At 37.9% G+C, this 19,193-nt stretch carries 19 protein-coding genes; 14 read left to right on the forward strand and 5 right to left on the reverse strand.

The genetic code is table 11. The features are described from left to right. Positions 1-405: 405 nt before the first annotated feature. Positions 406-1,641, forward strand: coding sequence for an imidazolonepropionase (gene hutI, locus APB85_RS12340; RefSeq protein ID WP_057481419.1), 1,236 nt, complete (start codon positions 406-408; stop codon positions 1,639-1,641). A gap of 2 nt (positions 1,642-1,643) precedes the next feature. Beyond that, positions 1,644-2,651: a formimidoylglutamase gene (locus tag APB85_RS12345; RefSeq protein WP_057481418.1), complete on the forward strand. Its 1,008-nt coding sequence runs from the start codon at positions 1,644-1,646 to the stop codon at positions 2,649-2,651. Between the two features lie 98 nt (positions 2,652-2,749). On the opposite strand, the gene treA is transcribed toward APB85_RS12345, so the two are convergent. Continuing rightward, a complete protein-coding gene (treA, locus tag APB85_RS12350; RefSeq protein WP_083482187.1) occupies positions 2,750-4,354 on the reverse strand; it encodes an alpha,alpha-trehalase TreA in 1,605 nt (534 codons plus the stop codon). Positions 4,355-4,479: 125 nt separating this feature from the next. Here treA and APB85_RS12355 point away from each other — a divergent pair, with 125 nt between their 5' ends. Then, a complete protein-coding gene (locus tag APB85_RS12355; RefSeq protein ID WP_057481417.1) occupies positions 4,480-4,938 on the forward strand; it encodes a GNAT family N-acetyltransferase in 459 nt (152 codons plus the stop codon). Positions 4,939-5,001: 63 nt separating this feature from the next. After that, on the forward strand, positions 5,002-5,811 hold the full coding sequence (locus APB85_RS12360; RefSeq protein ID WP_057481416.1) for an MBL fold metallo-hydrolase: 810 nt from the start codon (positions 5,002-5,004) through the stop codon (positions 5,809-5,811). Between the two features lie 79 nt (positions 5,812-5,890). Here the strand turns inward: APB85_RS12360 and APB85_RS12365 are convergent, their stop codons facing one another. Together APB85_RS12365 and sucC are read right to left on the reverse strand one after the other, a co-directional pair. Further along, positions 5,891-6,226 (reverse strand): hypothetical protein, encoded by a 336-nt coding sequence (locus tag APB85_RS12365; RefSeq protein ID WP_057481415.1) that lies wholly within the window; start codon positions 6,224-6,226, stop codon positions 5,891-5,893. Between the two features lie 189 nt (positions 6,227-6,415). Beyond that, the gene (sucC, locus tag APB85_RS12370) at positions 6,416-7,609 is read right to left on the reverse strand and encodes an ADP-forming succinate--CoA ligase subunit beta (RefSeq protein WP_057481414.1); all 1,194 of its coding nucleotides are present in this window, start codon (positions 7,607-7,609) and stop codon (positions 6,416-6,418) included. Positions 7,610-7,877: 268 nt separating this feature from the next. On the opposite strand from sucC, the gene APB85_RS12375 reads away from it, so the two are divergent. The 10 genes from APB85_RS12375 to APB85_RS12415 all read left to right on the forward strand — a co-directional run bounded on the left by APB85_RS12375 (position 7,878) and on the right by APB85_RS12415 (position 16,754). Further along, a complete protein-coding gene (locus APB85_RS12375; RefSeq protein WP_057481413.1) occupies positions 7,878-9,050 on the forward strand; it encodes an MFS transporter in 1,173 nt (390 codons plus the stop codon). A gap of 122 nt (positions 9,051-9,172) precedes the next feature. Then, positions 9,173-10,405 (forward strand): diaminopimelate decarboxylase, encoded by a 1,233-nt coding sequence (gene lysA, locus APB85_RS12380; RefSeq protein WP_057481412.1) that lies wholly within the window; start codon positions 9,173-9,175, stop codon positions 10,403-10,405. A 6-nt stretch (positions 10,406-10,411) separates the two neighbouring features. Further along, positions 10,412-10,789, forward strand: coding sequence for a hypothetical protein (locus APB85_RS12385; RefSeq protein ID WP_057481411.1), 378 nt, complete (start codon positions 10,412-10,414; stop codon positions 10,787-10,789). A gap of 99 nt (positions 10,790-10,888) precedes the next feature. Continuing rightward, a complete protein-coding gene (locus APB85_RS12390; RefSeq protein ID WP_057481410.1) occupies positions 10,889-11,428 on the forward strand; it encodes a 2'-5' RNA ligase family protein in 540 nt (179 codons plus the stop codon). Positions 11,429-11,496: 68 nt separating this feature from the next. Further along, complete coding sequence (locus APB85_RS17605) at positions 11,497-11,622, forward strand: hypothetical protein (RefSeq protein ID WP_262506241.1); 126 nt, start codon at positions 11,497-11,499, stop codon at positions 11,620-11,622. Between the two features lie 152 nt (positions 11,623-11,774). Continuing rightward, positions 11,775-12,167 carry a hypothetical protein gene (locus APB85_RS12395; RefSeq protein ID WP_057481409.1) on the forward strand — a complete coding sequence of 131 codons (393 nt, stop codon included), beginning with the start codon at positions 11,775-11,777 and terminating at the stop codon, positions 12,165-12,167. Positions 12,168-12,186: 19 nt separating this feature from the next. Further along, the gene (locus tag APB85_RS12400) at positions 12,187-13,038 is read left to right on the forward strand and encodes a CPBP family intramembrane glutamic endopeptidase (RefSeq protein WP_057481408.1); all 852 of its coding nucleotides are present in this window, start codon (positions 12,187-12,189) and stop codon (positions 13,036-13,038) included. A 574-nt stretch (positions 13,039-13,612) separates the two neighbouring features. Then, a complete protein-coding gene (locus tag APB85_RS17365) occupies positions 13,613-13,774 on the forward strand; it encodes a hypothetical protein (protein ID WP_160319240.1) in 162 nt (53 codons plus the stop codon). A gap of 108 nt (positions 13,775-13,882) precedes the next feature. Then, positions 13,883-14,887 (forward strand): TlpA disulfide reductase family protein, encoded by a 1,005-nt coding sequence (locus tag APB85_RS12410; protein ID WP_057481406.1) that lies wholly within the window; start codon positions 13,883-13,885, stop codon positions 14,885-14,887. A gap of 589 nt (positions 14,888-15,476) precedes the next feature. Beyond that, the gene (locus tag APB85_RS12415) at positions 15,477-16,754 is read left to right on the forward strand and encodes a hypothetical protein (RefSeq protein ID WP_057481405.1); all 1,278 of its coding nucleotides are present in this window, start codon (positions 15,477-15,479) and stop codon (positions 16,752-16,754) included. A gap of 268 nt (positions 16,755-17,022) precedes the next feature. Here APB85_RS12415 and APB85_RS12420 read toward each other — a convergent pair whose 3' ends face one another. Both APB85_RS12420 and APB85_RS12425 read right to left on the reverse strand, forming a co-directional pair. Beyond that, positions 17,023-17,784, reverse strand: a complete 762-nt coding sequence (locus APB85_RS12420; protein WP_057481404.1) for a hypothetical protein — start codon at positions 17,782-17,784, stop codon at positions 17,023-17,025. Between the two features lie 118 nt (positions 17,785-17,902). Beyond that, on the reverse strand, positions 17,903-18,820 hold the full coding sequence (locus tag APB85_RS12425; protein WP_057481403.1) for a L,D-transpeptidase: 918 nt from the start codon (positions 18,818-18,820) through the stop codon (positions 17,903-17,905). Between the last annotated feature and the right edge of the window lie 373 nt (positions 18,821-19,193).

A 19,193-nucleotide genomic window follows, 5' to 3' on the forward strand; every position in this document is an offset into this window, starting at 1 on the left:
GCTAGAAATAATGCATCATTGTGCGGAGACATTAGCCAACGTGGGAATCTGTTCTGCTTCAGTTTTCGGTTTTGAGATTTAGGTTTATTGATCAAAACGGTGCGTCAGTTCGAGTAGCGTTACTTGAGCCAGGGGCGAAAATAACGGCATATCGAGAACCAATAGAAGTTCTGATTAAGAAACATTTCTCGATATATCCCGATTCTATCTGGATACTCGAAATGACGGCCAGGTCTTAAACAAAAGATCGCCGCGCTACGTTTTACTTCGATTGCGATGATTTCTATAATTTCCTATTAATTCAACCTGTTTGTTTCTGCTGAAAAATCGAGTTTTCACGGCTTAGTTTTTATCTTTGTTTAACTGGAGTTTTCAACAGAGAACAAATACCAAAAACTAACCACAATGAAACAATTATTCACTAACATAAAAGAACTTCTTCAGGTAAGGGAAAACACGATAGATAAACTATCTGGTGTTGAGATGAAGGAGTTACCAACTATAAAAAACGCCTGGTTACTTATTGAAGATGATAAGATCGCCGATTACGGCGAAATGAATTCAATCCCAGAAATCAAGGCAGATAAAACTATTGATGCTGAAGGAAAAATAATCCTGCCCAGCTGGTGCGATTCTCATACGCATATTGTTTATGCCGGAAACAGGGAATTAGAATTTGCAGACCGAATTAACGGACTTTCCTACGAGGAAATAGCCAATCGCGGTGGCGGAATTTTAAACTCTGCTAAAACCCTACAGGAGACTCCAGAAGAAGAAGTTTATAAGCAGTCGGCAAAAAGGCTGGAAGAAGTAATGAAGCTTGGTACCGGTGCGGTAGAAATCAAATCGGGTTACGGTTTAACCGAAGAAGGCGAGTTAAAAATGCTTCGGGTCATAAAGAAACTTCAGCAAAATTATGAAATTCCCATTAAAGCTACTTTCTTAGGAGCACACGCTATTCCGAAGGAATACAAAGAAAAACCAGATGCTTATATGGATTTGGTTATTGAAAAAATCTTACCAAAAGTAGCCGAGGAAAACCTGGCAGAATACATAGATATTTTTTGTGAAAAAGGATATTTCAGCGTGGCGGATACTCATAAACTGCTTTCCGCAGCGAAAAATTTTGGTTTAAAACCTAAAATACACGTTAATCAATTTAATCCTATTGGCGGCATTCAGGCCGGAATAGAACACGAAGCTTTAAGCGTAGACCACCTGGAAGTAATGCGCCCGGAAGATATTGAAAGTTTAAAAGGAACAACTACAATGCCGGTTGCGCTTCCCTCCTGTTCTCTGTTTCTAAGTATTCCTTACACCCCGGCACGGGAAATACTGGACGCTGGATTGCCATTAGCCTTAGCTACCGATTTTAATCCGGGAAGTACACCCAGCGGAAATATGAATTTAGTAGTTTCCCTGGCTTGTATAAAAATGAAAATGACTCCCGAAGAAGCCATAAACGCTGCCACAATAAACGGCGCTTACGCCTTGGAACTTAGCGAAACCCACGGTAGTATCACCAAAGGAAAACAAGCTAATTTTATACTAACTAAAGAAATTCCTTCTTATACCTTTTTACCCTATGCTTTCGGTACAAATTCTATTGAGTCGGTTTTTATAAACGGAAAAGCGGTATAACAATGGACGGTTTAAAATTATCCAACTATAAAACCATAGAAAAACTGGTCTCGAAAAGAGAGGGTGAAACGCGCCTGGGAGAAAAAATCAGTTTTATTGAAAACCTTGAAGATATATCAAAGAGTAAGGCCAAATTTGTGCTTTTTGGAATTCCGGAAGATATTGGGATTAGAGCTAACCACGGGAAACCTGGTGCTTCAAAAGCCTGGGAAGCCTGTTTGAATTCATTTTTAAATATTCAGGAAAACGAATTTACCAATGCTGAAAATATTATTCTGCTCGGTGAAATTGACTGCAAAACCGAAATGCAAAAAGCAGCCAATATAGATGATGAGGATCCTAATTATTATGCGAAACTTGGTGACCTGGTAGAAAAGATCGATGAGAAAGTAAGCTTTCTTGTAGAGAAAATAGTTTCCGCAGGAAAAATTCCAATTATAATTGGCGGGGGTCACAACAATGCTTTTGGTAATATAAAAGGCACTTCTAAAGCGATAAAAAAACCACTGAATATTTTAAATATAGACGCGCACACCGATCTTAGGAAGTTAGAACACCGGCATAGTGGCAATGGTTTCAGTTTTGCCCAGCGTGACGGGTTCCTCGGGAAATATGCAATTTTCGGTTTACATAAAAATTACACCCCACAATATATTTTCGATGAAATAAAGTCCGTCTCCAATATTAAATTTCATCTTTTTGAAGACCTTATTTTACAAACTCACCAGGGGAAAATGGCCGCTTTTAATTCCCAGCTTGAATTTATAAATAAACAGCCTTTTGGTTTAGAATTAGATTGTGATGCGATCATAAATTTTCCCAGCAGTGCACAATCTCCTTCAGGGTTTGCTTTAAATATGGTTCGCAACTTTCTTCAGCTTACTTCTGAAGAAAAGAATTGTAAATATTTACATATTTGCGAAGCTGCTCCAAGCTCTGCAAGTCCGGTGCAGGTTGGCAAAGCATTATCGTTTTTTATCACAGATTTCATCAAAGAACCTTATAAATAATAAGCTACAAAAACATAATAAAATAATGTTATAGTTACTGAATCTATAAGCTACAGCCTATCAGATCGAATAAGAAAGGAAATTCTGGATTTTCTTTTTCATTCTTCTTTTGACAGTTTTTGATAAACTCCATTGGTCCATCCAAAACCATCCTGGGTAGGGTATTCTCCGCCTCCGCTTTCTTTACTCAAGTCTTCCACATTATATTTTTCTAGCAACTTATAAGTATTTTCATACACGTTTTGGTTAAGATCTAACCACCGCCGCTTGATCTCTGAAGCTAGCTCAGCTTTACCATAATTACGAAGCCCTTCTATACTCATATATTGCAACGGCGCCCAGCCATTAGGCGCATCCCACTGCTGCCCTGTATTATGCGGGGTGCTTACCAGGCCACCGGGCCTAAGGAAAACCCTTTCAAGAGAATTGGCGACTTTATTTGCCTGATCTTCTTCTGCAATTTCAAGAAAAAGCGGGTAGATTCCGGCCAGGGAATAGATTCCTGTGGTATTTTCATTTTTAAAATTATAATCGAAATAAAAACCTGTCTCTTCTTCCCACAGATATTTCTGAATAGCAGCTTTTCTATTTTCTGCTTTTCTTCGGAAGGTTTCAGCCTTTTCTACAGCATCATCTAATTCATACGCATGAGCAAGTGTTTCCTCCAGGTTAAAGAGCAAGCTGTTAAGATCTACCGGAATTATTTGCGTAGTATGAATGCTGTAAAGATTAAAATCGCCATTACCGTTAATACTTAGCCACCTGCTTGAAAAATCCCATCCAGATTCGGCGGCGGCTCTTAAGTCTCGATATGCTTCTTCCCTGCTTCGATCTGGATTTTTAATCACCGCTTTTTCAGCGGTTTCCACATCCTCGCGATAACTCTCAGGTCTTGGGGTGTTTTTATCATCCCAATAGCGATTAAGGATTTCGCCACCCGGAAGTTTCACAACTCTTTTGTAAGCCTCTAATTCTTCATTTTCGTTGCCTTTCATCCAGAAATCATATTCTGTTTGCAAAGCGGGAAGATATTCTGAATAAACTTGTTCTCCCTCAATATCGGCTAGTAGTTCTATCATTTTTGCGAAAAATGGTGGTTGAGAACGACTTAAATAATAGGTGCGATTTCCGTTAGGAATGAAACCATAGGTTTCGATGAGCCAGGCAAAATTATCTACCATATTTCTAATGGTTTTAATTTCCCCATCTTCCTGAAGCCCCAGCATCGTAAAATAACTATCCCAATAATAGATCTCACGAAACCTCCCGCCGGGAACAATATACGGATTTGGCAAAGGGATCAAAGTACCTGAAACCTGTTCATCGGCAGGGCGTTTAAGCACATCCCATAATTTTTTTATATGCAGGTTAATCGAAGAAGAATCGGTTTTATAAGTGCTGGCTTCTTCCGGAATTCTAAAATTCTGGTTTATAAAATTTTTTAATTCAGCATTGGTTTCCGGTTGTTCTTCCGCATATTTTTCCCTGATCACTTTGGGAGCGGTACGTGGCACCGCATCTACGAAAGTCTTACTATCGGCAAACAAATTTTCATTTTCCTGCACTTCATAAAACAAGTCGCCATAAAGTTCTTCAGGAGGAAAAATACTAACCGATTTCTCCTCGGTCTTTACTGCTGAAGAGCAGGCATTCAATAGTATAAAAGAACACAGAAACAGGAAATTCAACGAAAGCTTTTTCATAAATTTAATTTTGATTAATCAGCCAAGCGTGAATGTAAAGAATAATTTGCAATTCGCTCTTTACTTTAAGGCAATCTACTTAAAAAGCTTTATTTATTATTTTAGCCAGAAATTTCAGTAAAAAAATGGAAATAATCTCTTACCAATCACAATATGCCGAAGATTTTAAGAACCTTAACCTGGCCTGGTTAGAAAAGTATTTTTGGGTAGAACCCCACGATGAAGAAGTGCTGGGGAAACCTAAAAAATATATTATTGAAACCGGGGGAAATATTTTTTTCGTAAAAGATGACGAAAAGATCATTGGTTGTGTAGCTCTAATGAAAATGGAAGAAGGTGTTTTTGAACTTACTAAAATGGCAGTTAGCCCCGAATACCAGGGAAAGAAAATAGGCCAGAAATTAATGGAACACACTCTAAATTTCGCTAAAAAGCAAGGTTGGGATCATCTTATTATTTTTTCTAATCGAAAGCTTGAAAATGCGATCTATATCTATAAAAAACATGGGTTCAGGGAAATTCCTATTGGAGAAAATAATCCTTACTCACGAGGCGATATCAAAATGCGATTGAATCTTTCTTAAAATTTTACAAATCCTAAGTCAGTTTATCTTTGGTTCCTTATTTTTAATACAAAACAACCAAATATGAAATATTTATTGACTTTACTTGCAGTGGGAATTCTATTTACTGGCTGTAAAAATGAAAACAAAGAAAACGAAGATACAGAAGCAAAAAAAGAAAACACTTCTGAAGTAGCACAAAACGAAACAGCGGCTGACACTGCTTCTATAGACATTCAGCCCATTTCTCACGCTACCGCAGTAATAAATTGGGGAGACGCAACTTTTTACCTGGATCCCGTTGGAGGTGCTGAAGCATTTGAGGGAATGGAAAAACCAGATTTCATTCTTATAACCGATATTCACGGGGATCATATGAGTGCCGAGACTTTACAGGCTATGGATCTTGAAGGCGTTCATGTAATCGTACCACAGGCCGTAAAAGAACAATTGCCTGAAGAATTAAACAGCGTTCTTAGAACTTTAGACAACGGCGCGACTACAAAGGTAATGGACTTTTATATTGAAGCCATTCCTATGTATAATCTTCCGGAAGATCCCAATGCTTTTCATACTAAAGGCCGTGGTAATGGCTATGTAGTTGAAAGAAACGGACAAAGACTTTATATTGCCGGCGATACCGAAGATATTCCTGAAATGCGAAATATGGAGGATATAGATATCGCTTTGGTGCCTATGAATTTACCATACACCATGACCGTAGAAGATGCGGCAGATGGAGTTTTAGCTTTTGCCCCTAAAAAGGTAATTCCTTTCCATTTTAGAGGTAAAGATGGTTTTGCCGATGTGGAAAAATTTAAGACGCTGGTTAACGAAGGAAACCAGGATATTGAAGTGGAAATGCTAGAATGGTATCCCGATAGAGCAGAATAAATTTGGATCTCTTATAAAAAATAGAACCCGGTGATGAACCGGGTTTTTTATTTCTTTTCATTTTTTGATTGAAGCAATACTAGGCTTTTAATCTTACTGGCAGCTTATAGGTTTTAATTGAAGGATCTAAAACAGTTTTTATCTCTTTATTGTTTAAACACTTTTTAATCTTTTTTCCGGCTTCCACATTTTTTGACCCAACGTAAAGAACTTCCATTTCATTCTTGCAATTAAACCTAACTATTAAATAGGCAACTACATCTTTTTCAACCGTGATCTCAACGTTTTTCAATAACTGCTGAATTTCCTTGTTAAAAGCAACTTCTGAGGTTTCGGGCAAATCTTTTGGTGCAGCGTGAAGTAGGCTTCCGGCGCTAATAGCTAATGCAAATAATACTACTTTTAAGGTTTTCATAATATAAATTTTAAAGGTTATACATTTTAAAGACTGGGTTAAACCTCTAAATGTTACAGGTTTATATTATTTTAACAGAAACAACCACTTAAAATTAGCGCATAAAAAAACTGTCTAAAGTTTATCTTATTAAACTTTAGACAGTCTTTGATTCAACAGGAAATAAATTCCTATCCCGAAGCTTCGGGATTATTTAAGTACTTCCTGTACTTTATCTGCAGCTTCCTGGAATTGAACAGCAGAGTGGATCTTAAATCCGCTATCGTCAATTAATTTCTTGGCAATATCTGCATTAGTTCCCTGTAAACGCACAATAATTGGCACATTCACAGCGTCACCCATATTCTTATAAGCATCTACAATTCCCTGTGCCACACGGTCACAACGAACAATACCTCCAAAGATATTTACCAGGATAGCTTCTACTTTATCATCTTTTAAGATCAAACGGAAAGCTTCTTCAACTCGCTTGGCATCGGCTGTACCACCAACGTCAAGGAAGTTTGCAGGTTCTCCACCAGCTTGCTTAATAAGGTCCATTGTTGCCATTGCAAGTCCGGCACCGTTTACCATACAACCAACGTTCCCGTCAAGGTCTACATAGTTAAGTCCAACTTCCTTAGCTTCAACTTCAGTTTGATTTTCTTCACGAATATCACGCATTTCAGCATAGTCTTTGTGACGGAAAAGCGCATTATCATCAAGTGTTACTTTGGCATCTACTGCAAGAATTTTATCATCACTTGTTTTTAAAACCGGGTTAATCTCAAAAAGAGAAGAATCAGATTTATCAAAAGCTGTGTAAAGTGACATTACAAACTTGGTCATCTCTTTAAAAGCAGTACCGCTAAGCTTAAGGTTAAAAGCTATTCTTCTAGCCTGAAACGGCATAAGTCCTGTTGCAGGATCTATTTCTTCGGTGAAAATTAAATGCGGAGTTTCCTCAGCAACAGTTTCAATATCTACACCACCTTCAGTAGAATACATAATCATATTACGCCCGGTTGCTCGGTTAAGCAATACAGACATGTAGTATTCTTCTGGTTCGTTATCTCCAGGATAATAAACATCCTCGGCAACCAACACCTGGTGTACTTTTTTACCTTCGGCAGAAGTTTGTGGTGTTACCAGGTCCATTCCAATAATGTTTCCTGCAACTTCTTCTACCTCCTTTAAGTTCTTGGCAAGTTTTACACCACCACCTTTTCCACGGCCTCCCGCGTGTACCTGGGCCTTTATAACGTGCCATCCGGTACCGGTTTGTTCGGTTAGTTCTTTAGCGGCATCTACGGCCTCTTTTGCATTATGTGCAACTAAACCACGCTGAATGCGTACGCCAAAACTGCTTAAAATTTCTTTTCCTTGATATTCGTGTATGTTCATAATCAGCTATTTCTTCAGTATTAATTACGGTTAGCAAAAGTAACAAATGTATAGCTATTGTACCAATCTTTTTTAGGATATCCCCAGCCCTGCTATAATCTATTTCCACAGAAAAATTTAGCTTTTCTTTAAGGATTGCCAATTTTCAAAATGTGCGCCATTACTGCGATTTAGCAACTATAAGCTTATCGTAGAATTTTAGCCATTTTATATTTTATTAGTATTATCTCTTTTAATTTTGTCCTTTGCTAAAAACTGAACCTAAAAAATGAATAAAGCACTTATTGCCCTTGCTATTGGAGGCTTCGGAATTGGAATGACCGAATTCGTGATCATGGGAATTCTGCCAGATGTAGCTTCGGCTTTAGACATCAGTATTCCGCAGGCCGGGCATTTTATTTCTGCCTATGCTTTAGGGGTGGTGATTGGTGCTCCAATATTAACTGCTTTTGGCGGTAAGTGGCCTGCGCATAAAACCCTACTCCTACTTATGGTTTGGTTTACAGTGTTTAATTCGTTTTCGGCTTTTGCTAATTCTTATGAACTTTTATTGGTTTCCCGTTTCTTATCGGGTTTACCGCACGGAGCTTTCTTCGGAATTGGCGCCGTAGTTGCCGGGCAACTCGCAAAACCCGGGAAATCGGCCCAGGCGATCGCTACAATGTTCACCGGATTAACCTTAGCCAACGTAATTGGCGTACCGCTGGGCACTTATTTAGGGCATAACTTTAGTTGGAATGTTTCGTTTATGCTCGTGGGTGTAGTAGGTTTAATGGCTATTGCCAGTGTAAAATTCTGGATGCCAGAATTACCAAAATCTTCTTCTGAAGGAATTAGAAAAGACCTGAACGTTTTGAAACGCGGCGAACTCTGGATGGTGATCTTGCTTACTACTATTGGCACAGGAGGCTTTTTTGCCTGGTATAGTTATATCGCTCCCTTAATTACCAAAGTAGCCGGGCATCCCGAATGGATTGTAAGCTACGTAATGATCTTAGCGGGACTGGGAATGGTTATCGGAAATTTGATAGGCGCAAAACTGGCCGAGAAATTTTCACCGATCTATGCTGTGATTATGAGTATGATCTTAATGGTTATCGCTCTTATCACCAATGCCTATGTTGCCGAAAATCAAATCGCAATTTTGGTCATGACTTTCCTTATTGCCACGATCGCTTTTTGTCTTTCCACTCCAATTCAAATGGTCATGATCAACTCTGCTAAGGGCTCAGAAAGTTTAGGATCTTCTATGAATCAAAGCGCTTTTAATATGGGGAATGCCTCCGGTGCTTATTTTGCCGGCCTACCTATTGCCTTTGGGTATAGCTTTACTTCGGCCTCGCTGGTAGGAGCAATTATGGCCGGACTCGGTGTTTTTATCGCCACGGCAATTATTCTTTTAAGAAAACGAAGAGAAAGCGCCATAGCCGCTGCAAGCTAAGACCCTGGAAAAAGATGTGTTTCTTTAATCTTAACAATTTAAGGGAATTCGTTATTTTTGGAACTTGCGTTTGTAAGAGTTGATATTTCTCCTCTTTTTTGCCAACTAATTTTTTAGCTGTTATGACCAATCAAGATCTACTTGCTGTTGCCCGGGAATTCGGAAGCCCGGTATATGTATACGATGCCGAAAAAATTGCTTTTCAGTACAATCGTTTAAAAAATGCTTTTTCAGAAATTAAAGATCTGCGCATTCATTACGCCGTAAAAGCACTTTCTAATATTTCTATTCTAAAATATTTAAACTCTCTTGGCAGTGGGATGGATACCGTTTCTATCCAGGAAGTAAGACTTGCACTGGAAGCCGGGGTTGCACCAAAAGATATTATTTACACTCCAAACGGAGTTTCCTTAGAAGAAATTGAACAAGTAGTAAGATTGGGCGTTCAAATAAATATAGACAACCTTTCTATTTTGGAACAATTTGGAGCCAAGCATCCAGAGGTGCCGGTTTGTATTCGTATAAATCCGCATATTTTAGCCGGTGGAAACTCCAAAATTTCAGTAGGTCACGTAGATTCAAAATTTGGAATTTCTATTCATCAAATGCCGCTTTTGCTGCGTATTGTTGAAAATACGGGGATGACCATAAACGGGATCCATATGCACACCGGAAGCGATATCCTGGATATTGAAGTTTTTCTTCGCGCTTCTGAAATTCTTTTTGACTCGGCTAAAAATTTTAAAAACCTTGAGTTCCTTGACTTTGGGAGTGGTTTTAAAGTGCCTTACCGGGAAAATGATATTGAAACCGATATAGAGGAATTAGGAGAAAAGCTCACGCAGCGTTTTGAAAATTTCTGTGAAGAATACGGCCGTGAACTTACCCTGGTTTTTGAACCGGGAAAATTTTTGGTGAGCGAAGCCGGTAAATTCCTTGCTAAAGTAAACGTTATAAAACAAACAACCTCCACGGTTTTTGCCGGGGTAGACTCAGGTTTTAATCATTTAATTAGGCCTATGTTCTATGGGTCCCACCACGATATTAAAAACATTTCCAATCCCGATGGGAAATTCAGATTTTACTCGGTGGTAGGTTATATTTGCGAAACCGATACCTTCGCCAACAACCGTAGAATAGCCGAAATTACCGAAGGCGATATCCTCGCTTTTAGCAATGCCGGCGCCTATTCTTTCTCTATGGCCAGCAATTTTAATTCCCGCTACCGTCCCACCGAAGTTTTATGGTATAACGGCAAAGCGCATTTAATTAGGGAGCGCGAAACTTTTGAAGATCTGCTGAGACATCAAAAAATTGTAGATTTAGAAGCACCAGCCATAAAAGCTACAAAATAAGTCCCTATGGAAATGGTTTTTAAAAATAAGTGGTTTTACCGACTGCTTATTGTTTATATTTTTCTTTTGCTAATATGGAACACCTATATGGTGGTTACCGGCAACCTCCTGGGATTAATTGCAGTAGTTATAGAATTAGCGCTGTTATATTTACTATTTAATAAGCACAGACTGGCCAAAACGGCCATCCACTTTTGGGCGATTATCATGATGATTGGTCCCGGACTCTCCATACTTGGAAAACTCATAAAAGTAGCCACAGGAGACGATCTAAATTTTATGGTAGACAGCCTGGTGCAAAATCTACTGTTGTTCACTTTTGGTTTGATCATCTATTATTTTAATAAAAAAACCGTTTTTATTGCTGAAAGAAGTCAGTTTTAAATTCCTGGCAGTTTGTGCAGGTAGTTAAAAGCGTTTTTCTAAGGGTTTGTAAAATTTTCTTCGGAAATTAAAGCAGTGTCAATTCAAATTTCAACTGAAATGCCATTATATTTTCTCGCAATAATTCCTCCGGAAGAAATAAGTAAGCGAATAAAATCGCTAAAGCTGGAGATCGCTAAAAAATACGGGGCAAAACACGCGTTGAAACTGCCGGCGCATATTACGCTGCAAATTCCATTTAAAATTCCAGAAACCGAAGAAGGAAAGCTAATTGATAGTTTAAAAAGCTTTGCTGAAAATCAAAAAAGCTTCCCGCTCAATTTAAAAGATTTTGGTCGATTCGGTCAAAAAGTGATCTTTATAAATATTGAGAATCACAAAGAAATAATCAACCTGCACGCCGAATTACAGCAAATTTCAATGAAACATTTCAGCTTAAAAAAGCACGAAACTTTTTCTAAGATCCATCCGCATATCACCCTCGCATCTCGAGATCTTCATCATAAACAATTCCCCAAAACCTGGGCAGATTTTAAAACGCGCGAATTTAGTGATTCATTTTCGATCGAAAATTTCAGCCTTTTAAAGCATGATGGGAAAATTTGGCATGCTTACCGGGATTTTCACTTTAATCAATAAAAATCAATTTTTCCAGTAGTTTTTTGTAACATTTTGATATTTTTATCAACTTATCACGAAAACAAGCTATGGAAAAACAGAAAACTCAAAAATTCTCCAAAACCAGTATTTTTTTAATAGGTGTAGCGCTTATCGTTGTGTATTTAATACTTTCAGATTGGGAGCATTTTAAACAAGGACTTTTAGGAATTTAATACATCTATGAAACGCAACTATACTTTCCTGGAAATCATAGGGATCATCGGTTTAATAATTATGGCAGTTTACCTACTCGATTTCACTATAGAAGCCGCGTTAGACGGTTGGAATAACCCAATATAAATGCACTTTAAAAGTATCTTAAACCGTGATTATCTATTACCAAAAGAAAAAGCTTAATTATCAACTTTATTCCGGGATAGGATTTTTAATTATTGGAATTGCAATAGTGCTTCTAAATAATTTCTCGCTTATTTATTATACCTGGGTTTTACTTGGGCTACTGCAGCTGGGCACCTGGTATTTTAAAAAGAAACATCAATACTTATATATTACGGAAGGCAGACTAACCAAAAATTCTCTTTTCCCTAAAAGCATAAAACTTAATGAACTTACCGCAATTTGGAAGTTTAAAAGCAGTTTTACACTTGAAACCAGGCAAGCTAAAATTAAGATCGACAAAGATTTAATGGAAGATGAGTCATTATTCAAACTCACCGATTTCTTAAACCAAATTGAACTGAAACCCCAAGAAACATAAGCATTCCCAAATATTAAAAATGGAAAGAGACGATAAAAAAATGGGGTGGATAAGAGTACTACTTCTTATTTTCCCTTATGTTATTATTGTAGGTATATTTCAAATAATAGGATATATAATTGGAGGTATATCTTTTGAGGAAGAATTACAACTAACCACCACCCAGTCATTTATTATAACCATAGCAACATTACTGGGAACACTTACAGTCCTCTATCTCTTTATGAGATTTGTTGAAAAAAGAAAATTTAAAGAGCTGGGCTTAAAGATTAAAGATCGCGGGTTCGATCTTCTTGCAGGCGTTATAATAGGACTTATAGTAATGGCTACAGGCTTCTTTCTGCTCATAGTATTAAATGAAATTAATGTTCAAAATTTCAACCTCGATCTAGAGGAAGTTTTATTATCTATTGGAGTTTTTATGGCTGTAAGTATTAGCGAAGAACTATTGTGTAGAGGCTATATTCAAAGGAATTTAATGTATAGTTTTAATAATTATATCGCTTTAATTGTTTCATCTTTATTATTCGCGCTGGCTCATAGTTTTAATCCTAATCTCAGCTGGATAGCGCTTGCAGGCCTATTTGGCGCCGGAATATTATTGGGCCTTTCCTATATTTATACCAAAAACCTATGGTTTCCTATTTCCCTGCACTTTAGCTGGAATTTATTTCAAGCTTATTTTGGTTTTAATGTAAGTGGCCAGGAATTCTATTCTATCGTTGAATTTAATATTGCTGAAGAAAATATTTTAAACGGAGGAAAATTCGGGTTTGAAGCTTCTATTTTTTCTCTTATCCTACAAATAGCCTTGATTCTGCTTATTTTTAGGTACTATCAGAAAAGAAAAAATTTAACCGAAAATAGTTAGCTTCTTTACCAAAGAAAGAATTTTGAAAAACTTGTAATCTTTTAACCAAAACACATATAAAACACCTGTATTTAAGATTAAATTTGGATAAAACATATAGAATTCCTTATATTTACCGTTAGTTTTGTTAAAATTTGTTGAGAAAAACTGAATTTTTCAGGAATTAATGTTTCCAAAATCAAACTGATTTTACTTCGAAACATTTCTCAAAATCTTTGTGTAACTAAAAATATAAATATGAAAGATCGCATCAATACTTTAAAACTAGTAGGAATAATTTTTACCGCATTTATGCTGGTTATTTTCTTAGACTTTGCTTTAAAAGCTATTGTAGCAGGTTAATCTCACCCCATATTTTTTCAAACTGTGAATAAAGCAAGATTATTTGGCCTTTTTCTTATAACCGCCGGACTCATCTGGAGCTCTAATTTTCAAGCTTTTAATTTAAATTTCTTTGCGGGTATGTTAGTCGGTGCAGGAGTGCCTTTTCTGCTCACCGGCAAATTTCGCTTTTGGAAGTGGAAATTTCCAGAGGCCAAACAATAATTCGTTCAGTGCAATCCCGGTTTCAAATATGAATAAAACCACAAAAGCTGGCCTTTTAGTTCTATTGATCGGGATATTAATTTATCTCGTGTTTAGTGATGGTATCGCCGGTATTACTCGTGCAATTATCATTGGATTTTTAATCGGGATTGGTTTTGTCTTAGGTGGTCAATTAGGAAAAAACACCTGAAATAATCTATAAGAATTCTAGATCAAGTTATTTCTCACAAAACCTTCATACATCCAATCTAGATTTAATGCTTATCTTCAACGCATTGCCCTTTAAATTCGTTAATCCATGCGATTAGTTTTTATCATTTTCGGTATTCTGTTTATACTCACTCCGGTTCAGGCCCAGGAATCTACCTTTTCCTTAATAGGGAAAACTAAGGATATAAAAGATGGCAGCTGGCTGTATTTTCGGGACTTGGTTAACGGCGAAACTTTAGATTCCGCAAAAGTACAACACAACAGCTTTGAATTTAACACCAAACTCCCCGAGCCCAGAATGTGGGTAATGCTTCATACTAAAGATCGTTCTAAATTCAAAGAAGTATGGCTGCAGGATAAACCTATGTGTTTTAATGCCAGCAATGTAGATTTCCAGGATGCAGAAGTTACCGGCTCTGTTTCCCAACAACTAGTTGAGGAAGAAAAATCTATTTATAAGGGTTTTGATAAAATTAGTGATGCCGAACTTAGAAAACGCCAGGAAACTTTCATTGAAAACAATCCTAGCGCTCTAATAAGCCTTCGTATGCTTTATGAAGTTTCCGGAAAATGGGGCCAGGAAACTACCGGCAAATATTTCGAAATGTTCCCGGAAGAAATCAAGCAGAGTTCTTTTGGAAAGCGGATCCTTTCCTTTTCGAATAACGATAATATCCCACAACTTGGAGAACAGTACACCGATTTTGAATTACCCAAACCCGATGGTGCAACAAAAAAATTTTCAGAATTAACCGGGAAAGTAACCCTTTTACAATTTTGGGCATCTACCTGTTATCCCAGCAAAATGCAAAACCAAGAACTAAAAAAGCTATATCGAAAATATAAATCAGACGGACTTGAAATTGTTGCTGTTTCCCGAGACACAGAGCAGCAAGAATGGGTTAAGGCTATTGAAAAAGATAATTTAAAGTGGCCACAACTTAGCAGTCTTCAAGGCTGGGAAGGCCCGGTTTTTACCAATTACGGGATTAGAAAAACTCCTTCCAATTATCTTATAAATTCTGAAGGCAAAGTGGTTGCACGCAACCTTAGCGGAGATGAATTGGAAGAAAAAATTCAGGAATTACTATAGCAATAAGGTTTTTATTTATTTTAGATCAAAATTTTAAGCGTGATCATTTACTTCAAAAAGAAACGACTAAACTTCCGGCTATTTAATGGTATAGCTTCTTTAGTAATGGGCCTTATATCATTATTATCCGATTTTCAATTTTTCTTTGTGTATGCCTGGCTTATTCTTGGGCTTCTGGAAATTGGCACCTGGTATTATCAAAATAAATTTTAGTATTTACAAATAGAAAATAACGTTCTTACTAAAAATTCGCTTTTTCCAAAAAGTATTGAGCTATCCAAAATTACAGCGATACGAAAATACAGGAACAGTTTTCTTATAGAATCTAAAGAGAAAAACATTAAGATTTACAAAGATGTCATATCTACCGATTCCCTCTATCAGCTCACCGATCTTCTTAACGAAATTCAAGTAAAAAGCTCCGAAGTAAGCACATAAGAACTATTATTGGAAAATAAATTTTGATTTTAAAGCAATCCCCGGAACATTTAATCCCGATTACCGGGTAAAACCTCAACAGCTATAGTCCTTTTTGTTACCAGGATAATTCATAAATCTGTATTTTTAGACCTTTCTAATATCACAGAAAATGAAAAAACTGCTTTGGTTAGTTTTTATCCTCCTTATCGGTTTTATAGGACTGATTTATTTTTCAGTTTCCAGCACAGATAAAGAATTTGAGACGGTCACTATTCAGGAAGTTGATGATCTGGAAAGCATAGATTTCCGAAGACATGATTCTGTAGAGGTAGCCGCCAGTAGCTTGTATAAAGCGAATGAACTTAAGGATATCATGCAGGGTGACAATTACCGCGAAGCCTGGACTAGCCCGGTAAAAGTTCCCGTGCTTTTTCTAGATAGCCTGTATGGAGGAGTGGAGATTGTAAAAGAAGGTGGCGGCACCCAAACCCACTCGCTTCGCTTAAAAGATAAAAACGGTTTTTTATATTCCCTGCGTAGTGTAAACAAAGATCCATCCACCCACGTTCCCGAATTTGCTCGCAGCCTGGGCCTTCAAAATATCGTTATAGACGCCATTTCGGCCTCGCATCCTTATGGCGCAATTCTGGCAGCTTCTCTTTCTGAAAAAGCAGGAGTTCTGCATACTCACCCTAACGTAGTTTTTGTACCGAAACAGGAGTTTCTGGAAAAGCAATACAATGAAAAATATGGAAATCGTTTATTTCTGCTAGAGTATGAAACCGAAGGCGAAGAGAACTGGACAGACTATAAAAATGTATATAAAATCTTAGACACCAAAAACCTGCAAGAACTAAAAGAAGAAAATCCTGCACAGGTTTCCATAGATAAAAATGCATTTGTAAGAGCGCGCTTATTCGACATGCTTATTGGCGATTGGGACAGGCACGCCAAGCAATGGGGCTGGGTAGTTCAAAAGGAAGGCGAAAATTTTAAAGCCATTCCCCTGGCCGGAGATCGCGATAATGCCTTTTTTAATCTGGGCGGTGTAATTCCGGGGATAATTGCTAATAAAAATATTGAGCCGGAAGTGAGACCATTTGAGAAAGAGATCAAGCATATGCCCGGGTTGGTTTATCCTAACGATGTTTATTTCCTCACCAATACTCCGGTTGAAATCTTTACTGCGGAAGCAAAAAAACTGCAAGATTTATTGACCGATGATACTATTGCCGATGCTTTTAAAGTTTGGCCCAAAAATATCGCGGAGCAGAACAGCAAAGAGATCACTGAGAAAATAAAATCCCGAAGGGATAATTTAGTGGAATATGCAAAGGAGTTTCACCGTATTATTAACGAAAGAGAATTACTAAATACACCTCTTAAAGGCTCTGAAGATATTAAAATAAGTCCTGAATTAATGAAATGCTTTGAGTGTGGGGATTAGCAAGGCCATAGCGAGAAGGGAAGTGCCGACGTGGCAATCTGTATTTGAATAGTTAAGCGCGTCAGTTCGAGTGGCGATATTGGAGTGGAACGAAAATAGCGGCGTATCGAGAACTTTTTGAAGTTGGAACTTAAAACACTTCTCGATACATCCCGACTCACGGCGGGCCACTCGAAGTGACGAAGTCTATTCACTTTTAACAACAAAGATTGCTGCGCTCACAATGAAGGTAAAGCCGAACTGCTATTATCAAATCTCACTTAGTGAGTTAATTAATAATAATATTAGTTTTATCTACGCCAGTGTTGCCGGTTACTGGATCAAAAGCATATACGGTGATGGTGTAGTAACCTTTATCTAAACTCGTTTCTGCCTCAAAAGTACTGGCCTTATCTGTTGGCTTGAGCGCTATTTCCCTGCTTTCTTTTCCTTCGGCAGCTAGAATTGCTTTCACCTCATATTGATTGGCATCCCAGGTACCGCCTTCGGTTACGGGGCAGCCGCACATCATTACAATATTGGCTTTTAAACTTACTACTTCTGATGATTTTATACGCTCGTGGGTTTGTGGAGAAAGAATATCTACCACGAAACCGGGAACTTCCAGCACTACTCCATCGCCGGTAATATTCTTCCCGGGAATCACCCAAAGCTGAGTACTGGACACCACCCTGGTTTGCTTTTTATTAAAAGGTGCGTGGGCTTCTATTTCTATAAATATAGGTTCTGTTATATCTAATTCTGCTTTGAAACCGGCTGTTTCTTCATCGGTTAGACTACCATAACGTTCTTGCGGAGTTTTAAGAATTAGTTTGGTATCTCCAGTACTCCCGGAAGTAAAACCCTGGTCAAGGATTGCTCCTGTTTCAGCATTTCTAACAATAATTTTTGCCCCGCCAATAGAGCTTCCTATAAATTTTGCATCTTTTGCCAGTGCTCTCACCATCACTGTGGTTTCCTGTGCAGCAAGGCTTCCGAAGCAAAATAAAAGAACACTTAATAAACTGAAAACACGAAATCTGAATCTCATAAACCTAATTTCTTACTAAAATACAAAATGCCTTATTAAATCAAGAATCTAATGGCAGGCCAACGGGGAATGAACGGGAAAACCCCTTTGAAATTAAGAATTAATGCCTCTGGAGGGGTTAAAGCACGATTTCTTTCTCGTTTAGATCTTCAAATTTAAAATTCAAAGGATCGTTTTTATAGCGCTGGGCATACACCTTAATCGTGTCCATTTCTTCAGGATTTAGCTCGTTAAACTTATTGTCTTCAGCAAGTTTTAGCCAGGGTTGAACTTCATTAAAATCATATTCCCCAATGACCATAAACGGAGTACCATTTTGTACAATTACATCGTTCTCTAATTCCCACATACTGGCCCATTCGTAAATAAATTTAGCATCTTCCCTGTACATTCTTACACAACCGTGGCTGGCAGGATAACCCGGAAGGGTATATTCGTGGGTACCAATTCCTTCAAAATTCATAAAATTGAAATAATAAGGCATTACCCAGGATTCGTCTATGGTGCTTATTTTTCGCTTAGCTTTATAATTTCCGTAATAAAGACCAGATGGTGTACCTGTAGTTTGTTTTCCGGTACTCACAGGTCCCCATTGCAGTAAATTTCCGTTTTCATAAAGCGCGAATGCCTGGATACGCTGCGAAATTACCACGGTTTTCCCTATAGAATCTAAAGGATCTAAACTCTTTGGAAATGGGGAATATAAATTAAGATCATTTACCAGGGAATCGGGGATTATAAGTTGGGTTCCGGGTTTAATTCGGTGCGCATCAATTCTATTTAGCGCATACACCAGTTTTCGCTCTTCTTCAGAGAAGCTGTTTTGCAGACTGTCAAGGTGCTCCCGGCTGGAAATAGAATCCAGCCTGTAGGTAGTTTTAAAAACCGGTGGTTCCATGGCAATGGTGTCCAGTTGCGTAGTTGGCATTTCCTTTTCCTTTTGTTTTTCCTGTGTATTATCGTTCTTACAAGCGGAAAAAATTATTATAAAAAGCCCTATAAATAACAGGCTTAGTTTCGTGTATTTTTGTTTCAAGACAAGTAGGTTTAGGTTGCGTTCCCGGAAAAATCAACTTCCCGGTATACCTAACGAAATTAGGCAGTAAGCTTATTTTTCGCTGCCAAAGAAGCGTTAATAATTTGTTGGGGGTTTGGTAAAATCAGTTGGCAGTTGACAGTTATCAGTTAGCGGTTATCGGTTATCAGTTTATAGAACGTCAATGCGAGGAGGCTATGGCCGACGTGGCAATCTGTGCTATTACAGTTCTAGGTTTGTTGCTAATGGAGGCCGTCAGTTCGAGTAGCGATATTGGAGTGGAAACGAAAATAACGGTGTATCGAGAACCTTTAGAAGTGGAAACTACGAAGCACTTCTCGATACATCCCGACTCTCGTCGGGACACTCGAAG

It is taken from the genome of Salegentibacter mishustinae, from assembly GCF_002900095.1.
Classification (GTDB): domain Bacteria; phylum Bacteroidota; class Bacteroidia; order Flavobacteriales; family Flavobacteriaceae; genus Salegentibacter; species Salegentibacter mishustinae.